We start from the raw sequence: 24,230 nt of genomic DNA, 5'->3' as shown, positions 1-24,230 counted from the left end.
ACTGTATCTTATTTTAAACGACTGATTATTACTAACTGCTTAAAAAATCATCATGATGAAACGATTATTAATGATGTCATTCGTGGGCCTGTTCATGTTCTCTACTGCACAGGCTCAGCGAGTTGCTGATAAACTGTCGCGTGGTTTAGTTGCTATTCCACAAGGCGATAAAACCGGACAGGATTCACGCTATGGTACCACCGGTACCGGCAATTTCGTGTCTTGGCGCAAACTGGCCACCGACTATTATGATACAAAGTACAATCTGTATCGTAATGGTACGAAGGTGAACAGTGCACCTCTTTCTGTCACCAATTATCAGGACAACAGCGGAAATGCTTCCAGCAAGTATAAGGTGGTCCCTGTGGTTAAAGGTCAGGAAGTGTCACTCCAGGCTTCTGTCGAAGTTACCCCTTGGCCCCATCAGTATTGGGACATTCCAGTAAAGGAAGTTGTTGGGCGCGACGGAAACGTGTCGTCCGGCTATACCTTGAACGATTGTTCCGTGGCTGATGTAGATGGAGACGGTCAGATGGAATTTGTGGTAAAACGCCGCAACGATACCGGAAGTCTGAACACCACTGCAAACACAACCCATTTCAATCTTCATGAGTGTTATAAAATGGACGGCACCCGTCTGTGGTGGATTGATATGGGACCCAACCTGATGGCTGGCCCTGACGAGCAGTTCGACCTTATTCTCTACGACTGGGATGGTGACGGCAAGGCCGAGGCATTGATGCGTGGTGCCGACAATATGATTATCCATACCAAATCGGGTAAGGCTATCAATATTGGTAATATGAACTATTTTGCTCCTCGCGATGAATACACCCGTGAAGGCAATGAATACCTATTATATATAAATGGTGAGACCGGCGAACCTTATGGTTGGGATGGTTCCGACAACTGGACACCTCAGGCCTATCCGTTGCCCCGCTATGAACAGGGCGAGAGCGATTACACCACTGTGTGGGGTAAGAACGATACGGGCCATCGTGCCACAAAGCATTATTTCGGCGCCCCCTATCTGGATGGTCGTAAACCCAGCATTTTCTTAGGGCGCGGTTGTTATAGCCGACATAAGTTCTGTGCACTTGACGTTGATCCTGCAACCCATCAGCTGACCCAGCGCTGGCGCTGGAACTGCTATGATGGCAGTTCACCTTGGTTTGGTAATGGTTTCCATAATTTTGCCATTGCCGATGTCGATTTGGATGGGCGTGACGAAATCGTGTTCGGTTCGATGATGATTGATGATACCGGCTATGGACTGTCCACTACAGGTTTCGGACATGGCGATGCACAGCATTGCGGTGATCTTGACCCCTATCGTTGGGGAATGGAACAATTCGTTTGTTTGGAGAGTGCTTATGTGCCAGGTATTGCCTATATCGATGCAACTACCTCAACCTTGCGTTTCAGCACAGGTTCGGGTGCCGACCAGGGCCGTTGTATGGCAGGCAATTTCCTGAACTCCTATCCCGGAGCCGTTGGCCTCACTTATGGCATGGATGCTATCAGTCTGACCGCCGACCGTGTGATTACCGGTGTCAATATGGCTAACGATGACTATTTGAATATGCGCGTCTATTGGGATGGCGACCTGCTCGACGAGTTCATGGATTCTCCAGGCGTAGAGCGTTCGCCCTGTGTCTATAAGGCTCCTGGTCAGAAAGAAGTGCATAGTGGCAGGAGCTATGATGGCAGCCGTTGTTGGATGGGTGAAGGCAATTTGAACAATTCATCCAAAAACAATCCTGGTTTCTTAGGCGATATCATAGGCGACTGGCGTGAAGAGATTGTGGTGCGTGCAGGCGATCGCCTTCGTATCTATACCACCAGTTACGAGAGTCCATGGGCTATTACCACCCTCTGGGCCGACCATGAGTATCGTAATGCCATGACCTGGCAGTCGGTTGGCTATAATCAGCCTCCTCATCCCAGTTTCTTCCTTGGCGAACTGGAGGGCATCACCAAAGAACCGCCTGCTGTAGTGCTTGAAGGACGTACCGAGGTTTCCAATGGCGGTACCATCACTACAACTGATGACCATCTGCTGGTTTCCGGTTATGAAGACCATACTATCACTGTGCAGGATGGGGCCGCTCCCTGGGTGCTCACTGTCAATGCCCCTGCATGGGTGAAAGGTTCTGGCTCACGTCAGGCCACATCCTCTACCCCCAAACTTCCAAAACAGACTGTTGAAAGCTTCACAACCACCTTTACCGGTGGCGCTTTCGGTGGAGCAACCCGTTTGGTAAAGCAGGGCGAAGGCACCATGGTGCTGCCCAATGTCGTTGAAAAACATACCGGCAATACCGATGTGTGGAACGGAACCCTGCAGTTTGATGGCACCATGGAGTCATCGCCCGTATGGCTCAACCGTCACACTACGCTGATTTCCAATGGCGGAAAATTCCTTGGCGGTTTGAAGGCAGAATACAATGCTACCATCTTCGTTGGCGGCAAAGAGCATACCGGCAGTTTGACCGTCTCCACTCTTGACCTGAATTTCGGTGCCCGCTTGGTGATGGATATTACTGAGAGTGCTACCCCTGGTTCAACAGAAGGAATCGACCAATTGGCCATCACTAAACTGGTGGTGAAGACTACCGACTGGTCGTATGGTCCGCGCTATAAGGCTCCTGTGATCGAGTTCAAGACGGCAGGCACCTTGGCAGATGGTATCTATGACTTAGGAACAGTAGGAAGTGTAGAAGGTGACGTGTCTGCTCTCAATCTTGAGGGGCTTGGCGACAATGTTACATCTGCTTTGAGCATAGAGGAAGGCCATCTGAAGTTGAAGATTGAGGTGATGCGCGAATCGGATATCGTGACCTGGAATGGCACCCAAGGAAATAATGTATGGGAACAGGCCGTGAGCGAAGTGTTCCTTCGTCAGGGCGAGAGTGCCTATTCTGCCAATGGCGATGACGTTATTTTCAACGATGAGGCTGCCAATACCAGCGTGACTATTAAGGGTAGAGTGACCCCACGTTCCGTTACTTTCAACAATGAGACCAAGAACTATACTATTAATGGCGATAGCATTGTAGGCGGAGCTCCCATTGTGAAGAATGGTAAGGGTCGCGTCACCTTCAACAACTGGAACAACACAGGCAATACTACGATTAATGGCGGAACTGTAATTGTCAGCATGCTGGCCAATAATACTGGACAAAGATTCGGTTCGTTGGGCAACAGTGCCAGTGCTATTCAGTTGAACGACGGTGCCACCCTCCAAACCAATGGCGTGATCATCACCGACCAGCAGTTGAATGTCAATGGTAGTGTGACCGTCAATGTGCCTTCTGGCAAGAGTGTCATCTTCAATAAGGGAATCAAGGGCACGGGAGCTATCGTTACTAAAGCCGGTTCCGGTTCTATGGAAATGATGACCGGCAACACCTTCGCCCGATTGATTGCAAAGGCCGGAACGGTAAGGTCCAACCATAATAGCAGCGTTATAGACCAGACTCCCTCGGTGGTTGAATTCCAGGGTGGTGTGCTGGAAGGCGCCAATCGCGAGGCTACTCCCTATCTGACCAACAATTCCGATTTCGTGGTGAACGAAGGCCGTGAGGGTACTTTCTATGCCGCTTTTGGAGGCACCTATACAGGCAAGCTCACCGGTTCGGGAACCTTCAATGTATATACTGGAGGCATACGTTGCTATTTCGATGGCGACTGGAGTGAGTTCGAAGGCACCATCCACACCTATAAGCAGAACCGTCAGAACAAGAAATCGTACGATCCTATCTGGGCTTTCCGCAATAGCAAAGGCCTGCCCAATGCCAGACTCTACACCCACAAGGATGTGCGTGTGAGCAATGAAGGAAAAGACATCGAACTGGGTAGTGTCTTCGGCGATGGAACCTTGGTTGGTTCCGGTAAATGGATACTTGGAACAAACAATCAGGATCTTATGCTGAATACCGAGATTGGTGTTACCTACTCGCGTCAGGATCCTTATGGCGGTACCATTGCCAAGAGCACTTCGCCTGTTGTCAAACGCGGTACCGGCATCCTGTCAATCATGGTTCCAGGCAATATCAACGGCGCCCTGACCGTAGAGCAGGGCACAGTAGCCTTCAACGATGCTGCGCTGAATACTCTTTTGATTGGTTCGAATGCCTTAACGGTACAGAATGGCGGATGTGCGAGCGGACAAGGACTCCTGAACACCCTGAACGTAATGTCGGGTGGTCAGTTGGTGCCAAGTGCTTCAGAGTTTGGCGACGAGGTGCCAGGTACCATCAAGACACAGGCCCTCTTGAATCTGCGTGCTGGTTCTACAGCCACATTCCTCCTGTCAAAGAATGCCAATTCAACCCTTCAGGCCGCCATGCTCTATGTGAATGGAACCGTCAAGGTGAAGCTGATGAACGGCTATACACCTCAGTTGAATGATGAATTTACGCTGTGGACTGTGAACTCTACCTTCAAGTACGCCCCAACGTTCGATTTGCCGGCATTGCCCGACGGACTGTATTGGGATACCAGTGGCTTGAACAATACCACAGGTGTGCTCCGCATCACCGACAATCCCGAGGCTGGAGTGGGCAGTATTGCCAGCAAGTCGCCGGTAGATTGTCAGGTCTATACTCTTGGAGGCACTTTGCTGGGCACTATCACTACCACGAAAGCAGAGGCAGCCCTTCAAGCTCGCCAGTTGGCCAAAACGGCAGGCACCTATATCATCAAAGTGCATGACGGACATCGTATGGAGACTCAAAAATTGGTCGTAAAATAGCAATTATATACAGTTTGTTGTCAAAATTCAGGGATAATTGCCAAAAAATTATCCCTGAATTTTTTGTTTCATATTAATAAAACCTATATCTTTGCAGCGAACTATATAACTACAGACTATTTTTTATACAAATACACATTATTACTATTAATAACTAATTATCTTGATTATGAAGAAAAGACTACTTTTTGCAGCAATTGCAATGGTATGCTCGCTTGGTTTGTTTGCCCAGGCCCAGTATGTTTATACTGCCGACGGACGTTACAAACTGACAGGCGACAATTTAATTACCAATGGAGACTTCTCAGAAGGTAATGTAGGTTGGACCATTGGTGGTGAAACAACATTTTCTATTGTTGAAGAAGAAGGACCTAATGGAGAACATGTGTTGAGTAGCTCTGGCGCTACCGCTGGCGATGCCCTGACCCGTGTATGGAATGATGGTTTGGAAGGTGGCAGCCTCTATGTCATTTCATTTGATGTTCGCAACAATGAAGGCGCTGCTGCTTCATCGCTTACTGCCGATGCCAACAACTACATGGACATCTTTATGAACACCGATGGTGCTACCGATCGTGTGACTTCTACCGACGAAGCTCCTGTGTATGGTGTGGCTACTGCATTCAGCTTTGATACAAACTGGAAGACAGTGGCTTTCGCATTCACTTACGAGGAAAGCATGTTCTTGGCTCTGCACTTCGAGCGTCTGGTGGCAGGTACACAGATTACTAATTTTACAATGAAGAAGGCTACTAAGGTGTATGACATACGTTTGGCTGAAGCTCGTATCTCGTATGCCAAGCAGTTGATGGAGATGCCTGAGTTCAATGTTGCTGAAGCTGCCGCTGCTCGTACTAATCTCCAGAATCTCATCACCCGTATTGAGGGAATGATTGAGGCCGGTACTATGGAAGATGTTGCTACCTCTGAAAACATGGTGAACGCTCTTGATGTGATGATCAATGCCTATATGGAAGTGACTACTGCCAGTGCCAACAGTGTGTTGAAAGGCTTGGATGGCGTAGCTGAGTTCCCCGTTGTAGGTCGTGGACGTCAATGGTCAGCCGGTTATATCGACAACCTTGAGTTGTGGGGTGGCAACTGGGGCCATACCGAAGGTGCCGACTATTTGATGTCGGCTATTCAGACAGGTATGAACAATGAGGCTTCTTACAATGTTTTCAACAAGGACTTCCCTGCAGGTAAATACTTCTTTAAGGTAGAAATCCGTAATGCCAACACTGCAAAGGCTTCTTGGCCATGCGACGGACAAACCTTCAACCTGGAGACAGTATGTAAGATGTATATTGGTGAAGATACCATCACCCTCGATCCTATCTCTGGTGAGGAATACCAGCGTTTCTGCATGATAGGTGACATCAAAAATATTGGTGATTTCCGTGCTGGTGTTATCTGGCCCGGCCCCGGTGAAAAGAAAGGCGGTGCTTTCTATGTTAAGAATGTAGAGGTTCGCTCGTTCACAAAGGACCTGCTGGATGAAGTTTCTCATATCCAGGCATGGAAGGCATACGCAGCTCAGTGGAATGCCGCTGTAAATGCTCACAAGCAGGTAAAGGATCTGCAGGTTGACGGCAACTATCCTTGGGGTCGTGATTCTCTGCAGACCGCTCGCGACAAATGGGGCGTTTATTTCTGGAATCAGTCTAACAAGGGTTGGATGACCGAAGACGGCAACGATGCTGGTAAGGCTACTACCGAACAGCTGAATGAATGGGCTGAATGGCAGGGCGCCGATCCTGAACTGGGCTATAAGTATCAGGTAGTTCGTGGCTATCAGAATGCTGTTAACTACTCAAAGGCTCTGAATGCTCCTCTCACCACTTTGGCTGATGCTATTGATGCTGCCAAGAAGACCCGCAATATGGCCATGAACGCCACTGGCGACCGCGATGCTTATAAGACCGCTATCCTGACTGCTTTGGCTACTCTGAATCAGACACGTGCTAACACTACCGATGCTACACGTGTGGCCGACTCTACTACCGTTGCCAATGCCAAGGATGCTCTTGATGCTGCTACCCAGACCTTCCTGAACTCTGTTACCAACAAGCCATTGATTTCTATCGACTTCTCTAATCCTATCACTTCTGTTGATGATGGTGAGGGCGGTGTTACTTATGCTGTGGCTGGTGAAGGCGGCTCAATTAACTTCAATCAGGCTGTTTCCTTTGATGAAGCTACACAGACTTTCAATAATGATGTAGCTAATGTATATGCACTTGGTTATAACGATCTGCTCACTGATGTTCTGCGTATCGGTAAGGGCGACGCAAAGGTGGTACTCGCCGAAGATCAGCAGCCCAATGAAAACGATATGTTCAGTGTACAGTTTGACCTTTGGGTAGGTAATTTGGTTAAACGTTTTGTATATGTTCAGTTGCTCAATGCCGCTGGTGAGAGAGTTGCCGGTTTCAGTATGAACCGTTACGATGGTACTATAGACTACAACGACTTCAACAATGCTGAAAATACTGGCCTGGATATCTTGGCTAAGGTGAGCGGTCTTGGTTCAAAAACTGTTTCTAATGATGCTATCTGCGTTGATGGTAACAAGTCTTCGTTCACACTTGAGTTCGACTACAAGAATGCTCAGTTCAAGGGCTCTGTTGTAAATGGTACTAATGGCTCTGCAGACGGTGCTTGGCTGCCAATGCGCGAGATGGACGATACCAAGATTGCTACTATCGTAATTGGTTCTACCTACGACAATAAGGATCGTCGCTGCTGGTTCGACAACCTGAAGGTTCAGAAGTATCAGACTGCCGACTTCGAAGAGGATATTCCTCAAGAAGGTTGGTTGCCTGCAGGTGATGGCATTGAGACTGCTACAGTTGCTGTAAAGGCCAACAACGCAATCTATACCATCAGCGGACAGAAAGTGAACGGTGTTCCTTCTAAGGGCCTGTACATTATCAATGGTAAGAAATATGTGGTTAAGTAATCACATTTAGTTGTTCAAAAACTGTGAGAGGCATCCTTTGCGGGATGCCTCTTTTTTGTTTGTCACCCGAGATGCAGGAAGTTTCTGGTTCGTTACTCTAGATGTCTGGAGAGGCTTTTTTTTAGTCTGTTTTTGCATATTCTTTCAGTTTGTTTTTCGAAAATCAAGACAAATAAAAATCGCAAACTAGAACGGAGAGACAACCAAAATTCACCTTTTGGGGTTCTTGAACGGCCGTTATACCGCAATTTTCTGCATCTTATACCGCAATCCTTTAAGTTTTATACCGCAACTTAATGGTAGTTGCAGTATAACTGAATGGTAGTTGCTGTATAGTTTGCATTCAGTTATGGTATAACTAACGTTCTATTGCAGCTTATATTCGAGGACTTTTAAGAAAAAAGAGATGCCTTTTTGAGCTTTAAAATTGTAAATACTTGATATTCAGTTAGTTGCGAATAATTCGCAACTCACACTACAATTGCTCATATTTCGCACAGAGAAGTCCGAAGTAGGAGTTGGTGAATTCCGTGCGATTCTCGCGCGTTTTGACGTAATAATTATTCACTTTAAAGTTGTATATCTATACTTTTTCTGACTGTAGGTGTTCCATAAAAACCGATGGTAGCTTTTGTTAAAATGAATATACCACCTTTACAAAAAACGTAGTCAAAGGTCAATATTTGCAGACAGATTTTTTTGTTGTTTCATTAATTTTTACTTATTTTGCAAATTGAATAACTACCGAACTACAAATATTTCGAATTATCCAAAACATTATTAGCTAATACATAACACTTTATGAAGAAAATCTTTTTCTGTGTCTCTCTCGCAGTGACAGGGCTTTTTACCTCCTGTGTTGAGAAGTACGAAGAGGTGGATGCTGAGAGTAAGCCTTCTTGGCTTGGTTCCAGTATCTATGCGGAATTGCAGAATCCGCGTGCAGAAGTGGGGCTTCAAGGCACTTTCAAAAACTATCTGCGTTTGATAGATGATCTGGGTGAGGCTGAGACGCTGAGCCGTACCGGATCGAAGACGGTGTTCCCGGCCAATGATGAGGCTTTCGAGCGATTCTTTGCTTCCAAGGCATGGGGGGCGGAGAAGTATGAGGACCTGACGTTGGGGCAGAAAAAGCTGTTGCTCTATTCCTCGATGCTTGACAATCCGTTGCTGTTGCAGCTGTTGCCCAATGTGTCGAACGGAACAGCCGAACCTCAACTGGGTGGCGCGCTGAAGCACGAGACCAACGTGAACGTGACCGATAGCTTGATACACCTTGCCGGGAAAGAAGACATGCCTAAGAACAATCCTTACTGGGCACCTTATTATAATACCGGAATAGATGTGGTGGCCGATGCTACCAAACCCATGGTGGTGCATCTCACCCGCGACTATATGCTGAACAACGGCATTACCACCGCCGGCAGTGAGAGCGATTTTGCCATTCTCACCGGTACACCCTATCCCGAGGATAAACAGACGGCCTTCCTCTTTAACAATCAGGTGATTGTTCCCGATGTAACCTGCCAGAATGGCTACATCCATCAGATGGCCGATGTAGTGTTGCCTCCAGGCAATATGCCTCAGGTGTTGAGCAAGAAAGATAATACAAAACTGATTAGTCGTATTCTGGAATATTTTGCTGTGCCTGTTGAGGTGCCTACCACCACAGACTATTACAATGCATGGGCCCGCAAGCAGAGTCCGGCATTGCCCGATAAGACCATTTATGCCAAACGCTACCTGAGTTCACGTTCGGCCGATACTGAGACAGGTTTGATTGGCCCCTTGAACCGTATCAACGGTCGCCAGATCAGTACCTTACTGAATTACGACCCAGGTTGGAATACTTACTATCAGAAGCCTTCGCAGGAGAATACTGGTATCGACTATCCAATTATGGATATGGGTGCCTTCTTTGCTCCTACCGATCAGGCCGTGGCCGACTATTTCGTTCAGCGTTCGCCCACCGACAAGGGCGATGGTGCCTATCTGATGGATATCTACGGCAACTATAAAGGTGCCGAGAACACACCTGAGCATCTGGAAGAGAATCTGGACTCACTGCATTCGAAGAATCCACAGGTGCTGACAGCTTTCTTGAACAACCTGCTGAAGTCATCTTTCGCTTCGACCGTTCCCAGCAAGTTTGAGACGGTGCCTAACGATGCCGGCGAGTTTATGGGACTGAAGAAAGAACTGCTGGTGAAGAAAGCCGATGGCAAGTACGACATCACCATTGCCAATAATGGTGCTGTCTATGTGTTGTCACAGTTGCTGCCTCCCGATGAGTATCAGGCAGTGCTGGCTCCGGCATCCGTTTATCCTGATATGCGCGTAATGAACTGGGCTGTCCAGGATAAGACTCCTGCCAGCGGAACTCCCAACAAGTGGAGCCTGTTGGTGGACTTTAAGTACTATCTGTTGTCAATGTCGTCCAACTATGCTTTCTTCATTCCCGATGACAATGCCTTCTCCAGCGACTGCTATTACCTGGATCCCACATCCCTCAAGCACAAGGCAGGAACTTCTGCTTCGGCTGCCGATCGTCCGGAAGTGTTGCATTTCTTCTTTGATAACAGCAACAAGAACGACCTTCCCTACTTGAAGTGTGAGCGCCACTATTTTGACCTGGAGACAGGTACCATTACCACACCGGGCATACCCGAGGAAATTGGTAATGTGCGTACCCAACTCATTGATATCCTGAACTATCATACTGTGGTGCTGCCTGCCGACAAGCAGACCGGTACCGACGGTAAAGAGCGTTTTGTTCCTATTGGCAATAATGGCAACCGTTATTTCAAGACCAAGCATGGTGGAGCTATCCGTATTGACGGCAATCAGGTGGGCTCTAAAGTGGAATCCGGTTTGCAGATAGCCAAGGGCGACCTGTTCCCTGCTTCAAAAATCACACAGGTGTATCCTGAGAAAAACGGTCATGCCTATCGTATAGACCACATTATCCAGCCTCCTGTGGAAAGTGTTTACTCAGTATTGAGCACTCACAGTCAGTTCTCCCAGTTCATGGCATTGTGCAACGGCTTTAAGGATCGTACCGTGATGCAGTGGGCTGGTATCAGCGTGAACGAGCCGAAGAATGAAAAAGACTCAGTCATTGGTCCCTCTCCCTTTGAAAGCTACCAGATTTTTGTGAGCAACTATCGTCTGGGCGGTCATAGTTGGGCCGATGCATGTCTGGATCAGAATGTGCGTATGTTCAATACCTATAACTATACCCTCTTTGCTCCCGATAACGATGCTATGGACAAAGCCTATAGCGAGATGGGATTGCCCAGTTGGGACGATGTGAAGGCACTCTATAATAAGTGGAATGGAGTAGAAGTCGAAATCAGCGATGCTCAGAAAGCCGATAAGGATGAGGCACGTCGAATGATTGATGCCATCAGCAGTTTCATCCGCTACCATTTCGTGATGAGTTCGGTCTATGCCGACAATAAGGTGGATGGCGGTCGTTACAAGACCCTCGTCAACGACGAGATGGGCGTAGCCAAAGAAGTCTATCTGACAGGCGGTGGCGGTCAGCTGACCGTACGCGATGCTGCCAATCGTTCGCAGACTGTTACCGATGGAAGTTCCTCTAAGATGGTGAACTACATGACCCGTGACTATTGGCTGGGTAAGGATAATCCTACTTCAAAGGCCATTGTCGCTTGTAAGAATACACAGTCGAACGCTATTCTTACCTCATCGTTCTGTGCCATCCATCAGATTTCGGAACCATTGTGCGGCGAACAGAATGGAAAGTTCTACAGCAAGTCGAAAGCCAGAAAGAAATGATGCAAACGACTTGTAACGAAGCATATTAAGAACGCTAAAAGCCTATAACAGATTATGAATATAAAGAGACATTTTTTTACAGCCCTGCTTTGTACCATTGCTGCGTGGGCAATGGCGCAAGGTGTACGCGTGTCGGGTACGCTGAGCGACAATGAGGGCCCCATCATGATGGGTAATGTGGTCGAAGTGGATGCGAACAACCGTATCGTGTCGGCATCGCAGACCGACTTCAACGGAAACTTCTCTATGCAGGTGAAGAGCACCAAGAACAAACTGAAGTTTTCGTATGTAGGCGATAAGACCAAAATCGTTTCTATCGGAAACAATACTACTTTCAATATAAAGCTGGAACCTGAAAACACCGTCCTGAAAGAGGTAACGGTAAAGGGACGCCGCACCAATTCGGGCGGTCTGCAAATCCAAAAAAAGGAGATGACCGTTTCCTCGCAGACCATGAACATGGAGGCGGTGGAAGGTCTGGCCTTCACCTCAGCCGATGAGGCGCTGCAGGGTGAGATTGCCGGTTTGGACATCGTGTCTAATTCGGGTAACCTGGGTGCCGGTTCTCAGATGCGCCTTCGTGGTGTGACCACCCTCTCGGCCAATGCCAATCCTTTGATTGTAGTCGATGATAAGATTTTCGACAACCCCGATGAGGATTTCGACTATGCCAATGCCGATGAAGAGCAGTACTCTTCGCTGTTGTCGGTCAATGTGGAGGATATTGCCAGTATCGAAGTACTGAAAGATGCTGCTGCTACAGCCGTATGGGGCTCGCGTGGTGCCAATGGCGTCATCAAGATTACCACCAAGCGCGGTTCGCGTGGCAAACCAAAGGTGAAGTTCTCCTATAAGTTCACGGGTACATGGCAGCCCGAAGGCTACAAGCTGCTGAACGGTGACGACTACACCATGCTGATGAAGGACGAACTGTATCGTGCCACACAGAGCTCTACCAGTACCACCACCATTTCTGAGTTGAACTACGACCGTTCATGGGAAGAGTATGAAAACTGGAACAACAATACCGATTGGGTGAAGGAGGTGACACAGTTTGGTGCCATGCACGACTTCAACGTGAACCTGTCGGGTGGCGGACAGAAAGCTACCTTCCGCATCTCGGCCGGTTATAAGCAGCAGAGCGGGTCTATCATTGAACAGCAGTTCCAGCAGTTCACCACGCGTATGGCCCTGGACTATAACGTGTCCGACCGTATTCGCTTTCTGACAAACTTTGCCCTTACCTATACCGACAACGATAAGAACTATGAGGGAAAAATCAACGGCTCAAACTATCGCGGCTTGTTGGATATTGCCCAGAATATGGCTCCTAATATGTCTGTCTATCGTCAGGACGGTCAGGGAAACGACACCGATGAGTTCTATCAGATGAATCCCTGGCAAGGCGTTCCGGGTATGTCAAATACCTATTATACTCCTAAGGCAGGTCCTTACTCATCCTATATGATGCGCGACATCTTGGGATTGGGCAATCCTGTAGCCATTGCTCATCAGGCCTGGGTGAAAGATCAAACCTATCGACTGACTCCTGATTTCACCTTGAAATATGAAATTCTGGGAACAGAAGCCGAAAAGAGCCGTCTGACCTTTAACGGGCGTGTTGACTTTGATATCTTTGCCGAGAGCAAACCTACTTACTATCCTGGCGTGTTAAGCACAGCCGACTGGACTACGAATAACTACAACGTAAGTACAAACTATGAGTTTAACCGCATGAAGATAGGCGGACGCGCCGAGTTCGTGTTTACTCCTTATTTCCGCAATCAGGACTGGTCGAGCACCATGTTGTTGCGCTATGAGATGAGCACACAGAACTCTACCTCTCAGCAAGTGGGCATGAGCCATCTGCCTAATGGCATCACTTCATCAACGGTCGATGCCTACATGCCGGTAGTCAGAACCTCTAGCTATTCATCTCCTTCAAGCACCAATAGCCGTTCAAACTCTCAAAACATCCTGTACAATGGGCATGTCAGCTATTTGGACGGGCGCTATTCATTAGGCTTCTCGCTGCGTGCTGATGGCGATTCAAAGTTCGGTCCTGATCATAAATGGGCTTACTTCCCCGGTGCATCTGCCCGTTGGAATATCAGTGACGAGCCCTTCATGAAATGGTCGAAGAGTTTCCTGAGCATGTTGGGTCTGCGTGCCTCTTGGGGCGTTGTAGGTCGTGCGCCGGACAAAGACTATCTGTTCTATGAAACTTATAGCACTTCTTACAGCTCTTATGGTCATGGTAATGATACAGAGGCAACAGCCGTGCTGAGTACGCTGAAGCTGACCGACCTGCGTTGGGAAAAGACCACCAGCTATAACCTTGGTTTCAACTTAGGATTGCTGGACGACCGCTTTGAAATTGATTTCGACTACTATCATAAGAATACCACCGACCTGTTGCAGGCTTTGCGTATTCCTTCTATTACCGGTTATAACTCAGTGGCCTATGCCAATGTGGGCCGAATGACCAATGATGGTTGGGAGTTGAATTTCACTGCCAAGAAATTTGTGAAGGCAGGTAAGTTCTCGGCCGACTTCAGTATCAATATGGCGCAGAACAGCAACCTTTTGAAAGAGATGGATGCCAGTGTGCTGGAGTCTATCAACGGAACAGAATGGAGTCCTACCGTGCGTGGTAACTACACCAGTAAATACACTGACGACCAGCAGGGCTATCCCATTCGTGTGCAGTTGAACAACCCGTTGGGCTCTATCTATGGCTATCGCTATAAAGGCGTTTATCAGTATGGATATGACTATCTGCAGAACTACCGCAACGAGCATAAACTGACCGATGCCCAGTATGAGGCATGGATCAACGATCAGTTGGCCAGCGGAAAGACCTTCCCTGTAGCTGTGGGTTCAGACGGAAAGGTGATCATGACCAGTAGTGGAGAGCCCCAGCACATGAAATATGCTTACGGCTACAATGCTATTAATAATGGTAGCGGATATAACTTCCAGGGTGGTGATGCCATCTATGAAGACGTGAATGGTGATGGTAACATTGACCAATATGATGTGGTATATCTGGGCAGTTCACAACCGAAAATCAATGGCGGTTTCAATCTGACACTGCGTTATGGCAACTGGAAACTGACCGGCCGTTTCAACTACCGTTTCGGCAATAAGATTATCAACCTGGCCCGTATGAACCTGGAGTCAATGTCGGGAACCTTCAACCAGAGTGCCACCACAAACTATCGTTGGCGCAAGGATGGCGATGTGACACCGATGCCACGTGCCGTCTATGTGAGCGGTGTAAACTCTCCTTACAACTATCAGGCTTCCGACCGTTATGTGGAGGATGGCGGCTTCGTTCGTTTCCAGAACCTGCAGTTGTCGTACAACTTCCCAAAGAAAATGGTGAAAGAGTTGGGCCTCACCGATTTGCAGGCGTATGCTTCAATGAATAACCTCTATGTGTGGACAAAATATAGTGGTATTGACCCAGAGGTGTCGGCAACGGGCTATTTCCCCACGCGCGACCAGTCGAAGACACCACGTTCAAAGCAGTTCACCTTTACACTCAGCGTTGGATTCTAATGAATATAATAATTATGAAGAGCAAGATATATAAAATAATGTGTGTGGCCTGTACGGCAACAGCATTGTCATCGTGCGTTGATACAATCATCCTGCCTGATGATATCACGGTGGGTGAGGATTTCTGGAAGACCAAGAATGACGTGGCGCTGATGGTGAATTCAGCCTATGAGGGTATGACCACTCAAGGCGTGATGGAGCGTCTGCTGATCTGGGGTGACTTCCGTGCCGACGAAATGATTGTGAGCAATATTGAAGGCGATATTCCAAACCAGTTGGCAGAGATAGCTTCAGTGAGTCCGCAGGTGACGAATACCTTTGTTTCATGGGATGCATTCTATAGCGTTATCAACCGCTGTAATATAGTGCTGGCAAAGGCCGGCGAGGTGTTGGAAGAAGACCCTAACTATACCGAGGGTGACTACCAGACAGACTGTTCGCAGATGTTGGCCTTGCGCTCGCTGTGCTACTTCTATCTGGTACGCAACTTCCGTGATGTGCCCTATGTGGACGAACCTTTTATGGATAGCAGCAAGAGTCGCTATTTCGAACAGATGACTCCTGCAGAAGTTCTGCAGAAATGTATTGAGAGTCTTGAAACGGCTGCTGCCAATTCTATTATTGCATCAAGCTATAGTGATTCTGACTGGCGCCGTGTGGGTTGGTTCACGCGCGATGGTATTCATGCACTGTTGGCAGACATCTATCTGTGGCGTGCATCGGTGATGCATAGCGATGCCGACTATCAGAAAGCCATTGATTACTGTAACCTGGTGATCGATTCAAAGAAAGCACAGCACAAGGATGAAGGCGGTACTATCGTAAAGAAGGAATATCCTTTGGCTGACGGACCCCGTGCCTATGGCAATTTGTTTGTTGACCAGAATGCCGAGGAAAGCGTGTTCGAACTGCAGGTGCGCTCAAACCTGCCTTTGTGCCGTTATCTGTTTAAGTATCAGAACAACAACTCACAGATGGGCTTCCTGAAAGCATCGGGAATCTTTGCTTCAACGGCCAGCACCATTGCTTCGGCTACAACTTCCAACAAGGTGTTTGCTGCCTCTGACGTGAGAATGAATACTACCATCTTCTCGCATGCTAACGATGATGAGGTGTTTGATATTAGAAAGATGGTATCCGACCAGCGTTCAACTGGTGTTACACCTGAGGCCAAGACGGCTGTAGGACGTACCTACGGCGGATTTGCCCAGAACTATATTATCTACCGCTTGTCGGACGTGATGCTGATGAAGGCTGAGGCTATGGTTCAGCAGGCGGCCAATGACACTACAGGCTTCTCAACAGAGGCAAAGGCTGCCTACGAGCAAAAGCTGCGTGAGGCATTCAATCTGGTTCAAGCCGTCCAGCAACGCTCACTCCTCGTGACCAACGGAACCATGTCGGAAGACAGTCTGAAATGGGGTTCACTTTCAGGGATGAAGCGTTCGGGAAAGAGCGGATTGGAACAGTTGGTGATGGAAGAACGCTTGCGCGAACTCTGTTTTGAAGGAAAGAGATGGTACGACCTGATGCGCTATAACTATCGTCATGTCGATGGCGTTCGCTATGATGCACTGATGGCCGATCAAGGCATGGAGAGTCTGCCTGCCAACTATTCCGAGATGCTGAGTCTGGCCACTCGTAGAGATGCCAACCAGCAGGCCGGTCTGCAGGCAAAGATGCGCAATGAGGCCTATCTCTATTTGCCAATCCCCAATTCGGATATCCTGCTATGCCCGGGACTGAAACAGAACCCAGTCTATGCAAGCAGTTCAAGTCAGCAATCAACGAAATAAAGGAAGGAGGACGATTATATGAAAAAGTATCAGAAAAAGACCTTCGAACACCTGCTGATGGCTCTGGCCATGGTGGCAGGAACAACGATGACGACGGGATGTAATCCAGAACCCGACGAGTCGGATATGTACACCATTACCGGAGAAACCGCAGCAGACTATATAGCACGTAAGGCAGAACTGACATCGTTCAACTATATATTGAAACGTGTAGGACTGGACCGCAACCTGGCCTCTTATGGTGAATATACTTGTTTTGCACCGGTGAACGATGCTATCAGTACCTATATTGACAGCTTGTATAACGACACCCTGGCGTTGGTGCCTCATAACAGTATGACAGCCAATTCGCTGGAAGGACTGAGCGACAGCCTTTGCAATGATATTGCCCGTTATCATCTGGCCAATGGTATCAGCACAGCCGTAGAAATGGGTTCGGGCGTGAATGTTCGAACCATGTTAGGACGATATGTTCAGACTGAGACAAGTGTGAAATATCAGGGACTGGTGGCCTTGGAAAAGGAAGCGGCTATTATTGAACCGGACAGTGTAGTGCTGAATGGCGTGGTGCATACAATCAATAAGGTGATTCCACGCAGTAACCGAGTGATTACCGATGAGTTGGATCAGCATGGCGACTATGGTATTTTTATGGAAGCCTTGAAACTGACCGGCTTGAAAGACTCGCTGAAGCGTTCAAAGAAAGACGTGACCTACACGATTACGGATATCAATGACAATGCAAGCAACTATAAGGGTCCGCTCTATCATCCTACAGAGTGCCTGATAAAGTACACCATCTTTGCAGAACCTGACGTAGTGCTGAAGCCATTGTTGGCAGCTGAAGGCTATTCACAGGATCTGAACGGACTGATTCAGTATGCCAACGACAAGTATAAGGATGCCGGCGATCCGGCGAAAGGATGGTACGACTATCTGATGGAGAAAGGCTTGTGGAATGTGCGCTCCAGGACTTATGAGAAGACAGTAAGTACAAGCGACGACTATACCAGTAGGAACAACGCATTGAACATGTTCGTGGCCTATCATATCCTTTATGCCGGTATGCCACAGAACGAACTCGTGTTTGAACAGAGTCCAAAGCACAATAGCGCATGGAACTATGTGAACGGTTGTCGTCCGTTTGACTATTACGAGACCATGCTTCCCAATACGCTGTTGAAGATATGGTCGCCACAAGGCAACCAACTCTATATCAACCGATGGATTGCCAACAATACACTGACCGACCAGTTGGGTACCCTCGGTCCCGACGGAATGGGTAGTGAGAGTATTCACCCCATACAGCGTCAGGGCGTGCGCGTGGCACGTTCTACGGATGCTAATCTGAATTTTGATACCAATATTCAGGCTTACAACGGATATATCCACGGTCTGCGCAGCATCTTGTTGTATGACTGGGGCGTTCCCAACGGAGTGCTTCACGAGCGCCTGCGTTTCGATACTACAACAATCCTGCCGGAGTTTATCAACAACGGCATACGCTTTATGAGCAGCGATGATGCCTCGAAACTGAATGGAGGAAAGAGTGGTGCACGTGTGGCATTCCCACTGAACTATTTCGACAATGTGAAGAGTTACACCGAGGAGAACCGTTTGCGTTATAATATCAAAGGACTGTACAATGCCTGGCAGGGTGATACTTTCCAGGGCTGGGGCAACTATGATCTGGCTGTGAAGATGCCACCGGTGCCAACCGGCGTTTATGAGTTCCGCATATTCTATACCCCAATGAGTCACGGCGGTATGATGATGTTCTATAAGGGAAAATCGAGCAGCGTGTCAAGTATGGAACCGTTGGATATTCCGCTCGACGTGCGTGTACCTATCAACGACCCGCGTATTGGCTCAACACCGTTCTATGAAGAGGGTGACTATGGAATAGCCAGTGATGCCGATTTGCGCAACCGCGGCTACATGCGTGGACTGTACAGCTACAAAGACCATGTGGATTTGGAGACTGTGACGGATCCGAAGTGTGCAACGGAAAGAAATCAGCGTAGCGATTTGCGCAATGCCTCACTACGAAAGATTCTGAGCCGCAGTTTGGAAATCAAACAGAGTGAGGAGTTCTGGCTTCGTATTAAGAATGTGATTCCCGATGAGACGGACTTGAAATGGCAATTGGACTATATTGAGTTTGTACCATTGGATATCGTGAATAGTACATCCTTGTCGGAAGACTGGTTCTGATGAATTGATAATTGAAAACTGATAATTGAAAATACTTATGAAAAGAAACAATTATATAGGTTACCTGATGATGGCAGCAGCAGTGCTGACTGCCACATCGTGTACCGACTTTGATGACTATAATGAGGTGCCGTCAACGGCATCGGCTACACCGACTGCCGGACAGACCTTGTGGCAGACCATCTGTCAACGCCAGGATTTGAGCAACTTCATTGCTTTGATGAAGCGTACGGGCTATCACGAAACACTGGACCAGTTGAATGCCTATACCGTTTGGGCACCGTTGGACGGAAAGTTTGATGCCTCGCGCTATGAGGCAATGAGCGATTCCATGCTTCGTGAGCAGTTCGTAAAGAATCATATAGCAAAGTTCAACTTTACTGCAACAGGAGAGGTGAAAGAGCGCATACGAATGCTGAATGGCAAGTATCACCAGTTTGAGGGTAATGGCGATTATCGTTATGCTGGAGTATCACTCAGCGAGAGCAATGTGCCCTGTAGCAATGGTACTCTTCATCTGATTAACGGTGAGGTGCCTTTCTATCCGAACCTGTACGAATATCTCTCTGTTGCCAAGGGAGTTGATATGTTGGTTGAGTATTTCAAGAAGTATGAGAAAACGGAACTGAACCTTCAGGAGAGCGAAAAAGGTCCGATGGTGAATGGCATGCAGACCTATGTGGATTCAGTGCTGATCACCAGCAATGAGTTGTTGACCCGTAACCGTCTGAATGCCGACTTGGTGAATGAAGACAGTTCGTACACCTTCCTGATGCCCACAGATAATGCCTATGAGAAGATGTATAACAGTGTGAGAAACTGTTATAAGTATCTTAGCAATACCACTATTCAGGATATTGATAAGCTGGAACAGCCTTATTCTGCCAGTCGTCAGGGCGATAACGAACGTAATGTGTTTAAGAAAACATCTGACGAAATCAATCCTGTTTATCAGGCAGACTCTATAGCAAGACTGAATCTGGTGAGTCACCTTATTTATAATAACCGAGACACGATGAACATGAGCATCGTTAGTCGTCCGATTCAAGAGGGTGACACCCTGCAGAGCACAAGGGGCGGTTTGTTCTCAAATCCGCAGGAAATGCTGAACGATTATCTGGTAGGCGAACCGGTGCAGATGAGTAATGGTTGGGCACGAATTGTGGACAGTCTGGCTTTCAAACCGTGGGAACTCTATAATCCTGAACTCGTCTATATGCCAACCACTCACATGGGCAAGAGCTTCCTTTCGCGTCCTATCAGAGTGCCGGTGGCCGATTCAACAGCACAGGAACTGTTCGGTCCGGAAGCAACCGACTTTACAGCAATTGTTTATACGCCTACAGACGAATTCTGTGTTCCGAATCTGTTTATGAAGTTGCCCAATGTAAGGTCGGCTACCTATAATTTCTACTGTGTGGTTTTGCCTGCAAGTCTGGGTGCTGAGCAGACCACCAAGCCGACACCGCTGAATTTCGACTTGAGCTATTGTGGTGCAGGCGGATTGACAAACTATCATTTCAGTTCTTCATCTGCTGAGAATCCGAATGTTCTTGACATCAGCACCTCATTCATAAGTACGGATGTAAATAAGGTTGATACAATCTATCTGGGACAGTTCACCTTCCCGTTCTGTTACGAAGGATTGGGCAGGGAATTCTATCCAAGTATCAATATTACCTGTCCGCTGATGTATAGTGATTCTCTTTTCGAGCCTTTGTACAACCAGTATTCAACAGAGATGCGCATCTATGCCATTATTTTGCGACCGGTTGAGAAAGATGAATATGAAGCAAAAAAACAATGATAATGAAAAGCAACATATATAATTTCACACAGAAAGTGAGTCAGAGACTCGCATTCTGTACTTTGGCTTTCGGATTCTTCAGCCTTCCTTCTTTTGCTCAGAGTGAAAACGAGGAAGATGAAGAAGATGTGGAGGTCGCTGTCAAACAGCCTGTGCGTAAGGTGAACCAAAAGAACTATCCGCTGGTGACCATTACGGGTAAGGTGACTGATTTGGCAACAGGCGCACCGCTGTCGGGTATTCAGTTGCAGGCCATAGGCTATCTGCACTATACTGCCATGACAGAGGCAGATGGTAGTTTCGCAATCAAAGTGCCTACATTCTCAACTGCCCTTTATGTGCATGCACCTGAATTCCTGTCACAGCAGGTAGGTATTGTGGCTGGCGACTCCACTCAAGTATTGGATATTAAAATGCTGAAGGATAAGTATCTGTCCATGTATGGCAACAATACGCAATATACGGCTAAGAATGAAGCTAAGATGGATGGACGCGGAGTAACCATAGATTCTGAGATAGGCGAGAAGCTGGGCGGCAGCGTTCGTACGATTCTTCATTCTGGAGTTCTCGATGGCGGTGCCTCAATGTTTGTACGCGGACTGAACAGTATCACGGCCGATGCACAGCCTCTGGTGGTCATCGACGGTATTGAGTTTGACATGCAGAGAGACCGTTACTCCTTGCATGACGGACAGTTCTATAATGTACTGGCAAGCGTATCACCGGATGATATAGAGAAGGTTACTGTTTTGAAGAATGCAACGGCTCTTTACGGTGCCCGTGGTGCCAATGGCGTAGTGTTGATCGAAACAAAGCGCGGTCATTCAATGGCCACACGAATTGATGCCAATGTATCGGCTGGCATTACTTTCGTTCCCCGATTGCCGAAGATGATGAACGCCAGTCAGTACAGGCTCTATGCTTCTGAACTCTTAGGAACCGTTGACGGTATCAGTAAGAAAAATATTGATTTCCGTTTTCAGAATACGGATTCGAAACGTTTGTGGAATATTCAGCATCGTTATGACAATGATACCGATTGGGCTGACGAAGTGTATGAAAGTGCAATGACCCAGAACTATGGTATCAATGTTCAGGGTGGCGATGATGTGGGCATGTACAACCTCTCGGTAGGCTATGTGAATGCTAAATATGCTGCCAAAGAAAACTCTTTCGAGCGAATGAATGTGCGTTTCAATACCGACATCTCCATTCTGCCGACCCTTTCTACAAAGTTCGATATCTCTATTGCCAGGACAAACAATAACGTGCTGGACAATGGGCTTCCGGAGGATTTTACCAAAGGAACGATTGTTTCGCCTACTGCCTTGGCATTGATAAAGGCACCGATAGTATCGCCTTATCAGCGTGACAACTTTGGTAACATGTCTTCTCTGCTCTCTGACTATGATGATATCTATGCTCAGCTTGACAAGGAGTACGGTTTTAATAGTGCATTGGCCAATCCTTCGGCTATCCTCAATTATGCAGTAGGCAATAATAAGAACCGTGCAGAGAATACAATTTTCAATGTACGTGTGGAGCCTACGTATGACTTGGGCAAGCAATTCAAGTTGACGGGTATGTTCAATTATACCTTGAATCGTAATTCGCAGCGCTACTTCCGTAACTACAACAGTGTTCCTTCATTTAATGTTACGGGCTTAGGACGTGTATATGCAAAGGCACAGTCGTTGTTTGCCAAGGAGAACAACTTTGTAGGAAAACTGCAGTTAGACTGGTCGGGCCAGTTTGGAAAGCATACGGTAAATGCTTATGCAGGTACCCGTTACAATGTGTTCTCGTATGATGCCAATGATGTGTCGGTACAGGCCACTGGTAAGACGGATGATAAGAATCCCAGTCTGGACTGGACTGGTTTCCGTGATGTACAAGGTGCCAACGATGAGTGGAAACAGATTCAGTGGTATGGCAATGCCGACTACAATTATATGAATCGCTATTTCGTTACCCTGTCTTTATTGGGCGAGGCCAATAGCCGTTTCGGTGAGAATGCCGACGGACTGAGTCTGATGGGTGTGAAATGGGCATTGTTCCCCAGCATACAGTTGGGATGGGTGATGACCAATGAGGCCTGGTTCCCGAAAAACAATGCCATCAACTATTTACGCTTGAATGCCGGCTATGACATTAGCGGTAATGATGGTATTTCAAACTATGCTGCACGCACCAGTTATACTACTGTTCGCTTCAATGCCCGTGCCATTGGTACGCAGTTGACGAATATTGGTAACGACAAGATTCAGTGGGAAAATACACAGAAGATGAACTTCGGTCTGCAAGGTTATTTCTTGAATAACCGTGTAGGTCTGAACTTCGACTACTTCCTGCACAAGACCGATAATCTGCTGACCTTAAAGCATTTCAATAGCCCGATTGGTGGTATCAACAACTATTGGAGTAATGGCGGAGAACTGGAGAACAAAGGTTTTGAAGCCACTTTGACAGTCAAACCTGTTGTTGAGAAAGACTGGAGCGTAGAGGTTGGTGCATCGGTGGGCCATTATAAGAATAAGGTGACCAGTCTGCCCGACGGCGATTATACCACTTCTGTCTATGGCGACAACAATATCCTCACCTCAGTAGGCAACCCAGTGGCACTGTTCTACGGATTCCAGACACAGGGTGTGTTCAGTTCTGATGCTGAGGCAAGAAAGGCCGGCAACGGAACCTACCTCTATATGGAGGATGATGCCAAGGTGGTTCATAATTTCGGTGCTGGCGATGTGCATTTTGTTGACCAGAACAGTGATGGCAAGATTGACGATCAGGATAAGGTGGTCATCGGCGATCCTAATCCGGATATCTATGGTAACATCTTTGTAACGACTACTTGGAAGAACCTGACGCTGCATGTCGGATTTAACTATTCGTTGGGTAATGATGTGTTCAACTACGAGCGCATGATACTCAATTCAGGAAGTACTTTCTTCAACCAGCAGGTGGCTGAAGTGAATCGCTGGCGCTATGAAGGACAGAATACGGATATGCCTCGTGCCGTTTATGGCGACCCGATGGGCAACAACCGAATGAGTGACCGTTGGATTGAAGATGGCAGCTATCTGCGCCTGAAGACATTGAGCTTGACCTACCGTGTGCCTGTTCCCGGTTCATGGACATGGCTGCAAGGCCTGTCTGTATGGGCAGAAGCACAGAACTTGCTCACCTTTACTAAATATTTAGGCAGTGACCCTGAGTTCTCGAATGGCTATAGCGTGTTCAGTCAAGGTATTGATGCCGGAAATCTGGCTCATAGCCGCTCGGTGACCATGGGCTTGAAGATTAACTTATAATGGATAATTGAAAACT

8 protein-coding genes are annotated in these 24,230 nt (G+C 47.6%); all 8 read left to right on the top strand.

Features of this window, described 5'->3' with window-relative positions:
* Nucleotides 1-52: 52 nt before the first annotated feature.
* A complete protein-coding gene (locus L6475_RS12715; RefSeq protein WP_237820615.1) occupies nucleotides 53-4,756 on the top strand; it encodes an autotransporter-associated beta strand repeat-containing protein in 4,704 nt (1,567 codons plus the stop codon).
* A 169-nt stretch (nucleotides 4,757-4,925) separates the two neighbouring features.
* On the top strand, nucleotides 4,926-7,718 hold the full coding sequence (locus L6475_RS12710) for a carbohydrate binding domain-containing protein (protein WP_237820613.1): 2,793 nt from the start codon (nucleotides 4,926-4,928) through the stop codon (nucleotides 7,716-7,718).
* 801 nt (nucleotides 7,719-8,519) lie between these two features.
* The gene (locus L6475_RS12705) at nucleotides 8,520-11,519 is read left to right on the top strand and encodes a hypothetical protein (RefSeq protein WP_237820611.1); all 3,000 of its coding nucleotides are present in this window, start codon (nucleotides 8,520-8,522) and stop codon (nucleotides 11,517-11,519) included.
* 54 nt (nucleotides 11,520-11,573) lie between these two features.
* Nucleotides 11,574-15,083: a SusC/RagA family TonB-linked outer membrane protein gene (locus L6475_RS12700; protein ID WP_237820609.1), complete on the top strand. Its 3,510-nt coding sequence runs from the start codon at nucleotides 11,574-11,576 to the stop codon at nucleotides 15,081-15,083.
* A gap of 14 nt (nucleotides 15,084-15,097) precedes the next feature.
* Nucleotides 15,098-16,879: a RagB/SusD family nutrient uptake outer membrane protein gene (locus tag L6475_RS12695; protein WP_237820606.1), complete on the top strand. Its 1,782-nt coding sequence runs from the start codon at nucleotides 15,098-15,100 to the stop codon at nucleotides 16,877-16,879.
* 18 nt (nucleotides 16,880-16,897) lie between these two features.
* On the top strand, nucleotides 16,898-19,093 hold the full coding sequence (locus tag L6475_RS12690) for a fasciclin domain-containing protein (RefSeq protein ID WP_237820604.1): 2,196 nt from the start codon (nucleotides 16,898-16,900) through the stop codon (nucleotides 19,091-19,093).
* A 37-nt stretch (nucleotides 19,094-19,130) separates the two neighbouring features.
* Nucleotides 19,131-20,900: a fasciclin domain-containing protein gene (locus tag L6475_RS12685; protein ID WP_237820602.1), complete on the top strand. Its 1,770-nt coding sequence runs from the start codon at nucleotides 19,131-19,133 to the stop codon at nucleotides 20,898-20,900.
* A gap of 2 nt (nucleotides 20,901-20,902) precedes the next feature.
* Nucleotides 20,903-24,214: a SusC/RagA family TonB-linked outer membrane protein gene (locus tag L6475_RS12680; protein WP_237820600.1), complete on the top strand. Its 3,312-nt coding sequence runs from the start codon at nucleotides 20,903-20,905 to the stop codon at nucleotides 24,212-24,214.
* The last annotated feature ends 16 nt before the right edge of the window (nucleotides 24,215-24,230 follow it).

The organism is Prevotella sp. E9-3 (assembly GCF_022024015.1).
Taxonomy (GTDB): domain Bacteria; phylum Bacteroidota; class Bacteroidia; order Bacteroidales; family Bacteroidaceae; genus Prevotella.
The sequence above is the reverse complement of the archived record's forward strand: the minus strand, read 5'-3'. Positions and strand labels throughout refer to the sequence as shown.

Coding starts and splice junctions, on each gene's coding strand:
- L6475_RS12700 (WP_237820609.1), top strand. CDS start 11,574: ATGAATATAAAGAGACATTTTTTTACAGCCCTGCTTTGTACCATTGCT.
- L6475_RS12695 (WP_237820606.1), top strand. CDS start 15,098: ATGAAGAGCAAGATATATAAAATAATGTGTGTGGCCTGTACGGCAACA.
- L6475_RS12685 (WP_237820602.1), top strand. CDS start 19,131: ATGAAAAGAAACAATTATATAGGTTACCTGATGATGGCAGCAGCAGTG.
- L6475_RS12690 (WP_237820604.1), top strand. CDS start 16,898: ATGAAAAAGTATCAGAAAAAGACCTTCGAACACCTGCTGATGGCTCTG.
- L6475_RS12680 (WP_237820600.1), top strand. CDS start 20,903: ATGAAAAGCAACATATATAATTTCACACAGAAAGTGAGTCAGAGACTC.
- L6475_RS12705 (WP_237820611.1), top strand. CDS start 8,520: ATGAAGAAAATCTTTTTCTGTGTCTCTCTCGCAGTGACAGGGCTTTTT.
- L6475_RS12715 (WP_237820615.1), top strand. CDS start 53: ATGATGAAACGATTATTAATGATGTCATTCGTGGGCCTGTTCATGTTC.
- L6475_RS12710 (WP_237820613.1), top strand. CDS start 4,926: ATGAAGAAAAGACTACTTTTTGCAGCAATTGCAATGGTATGCTCGCTT.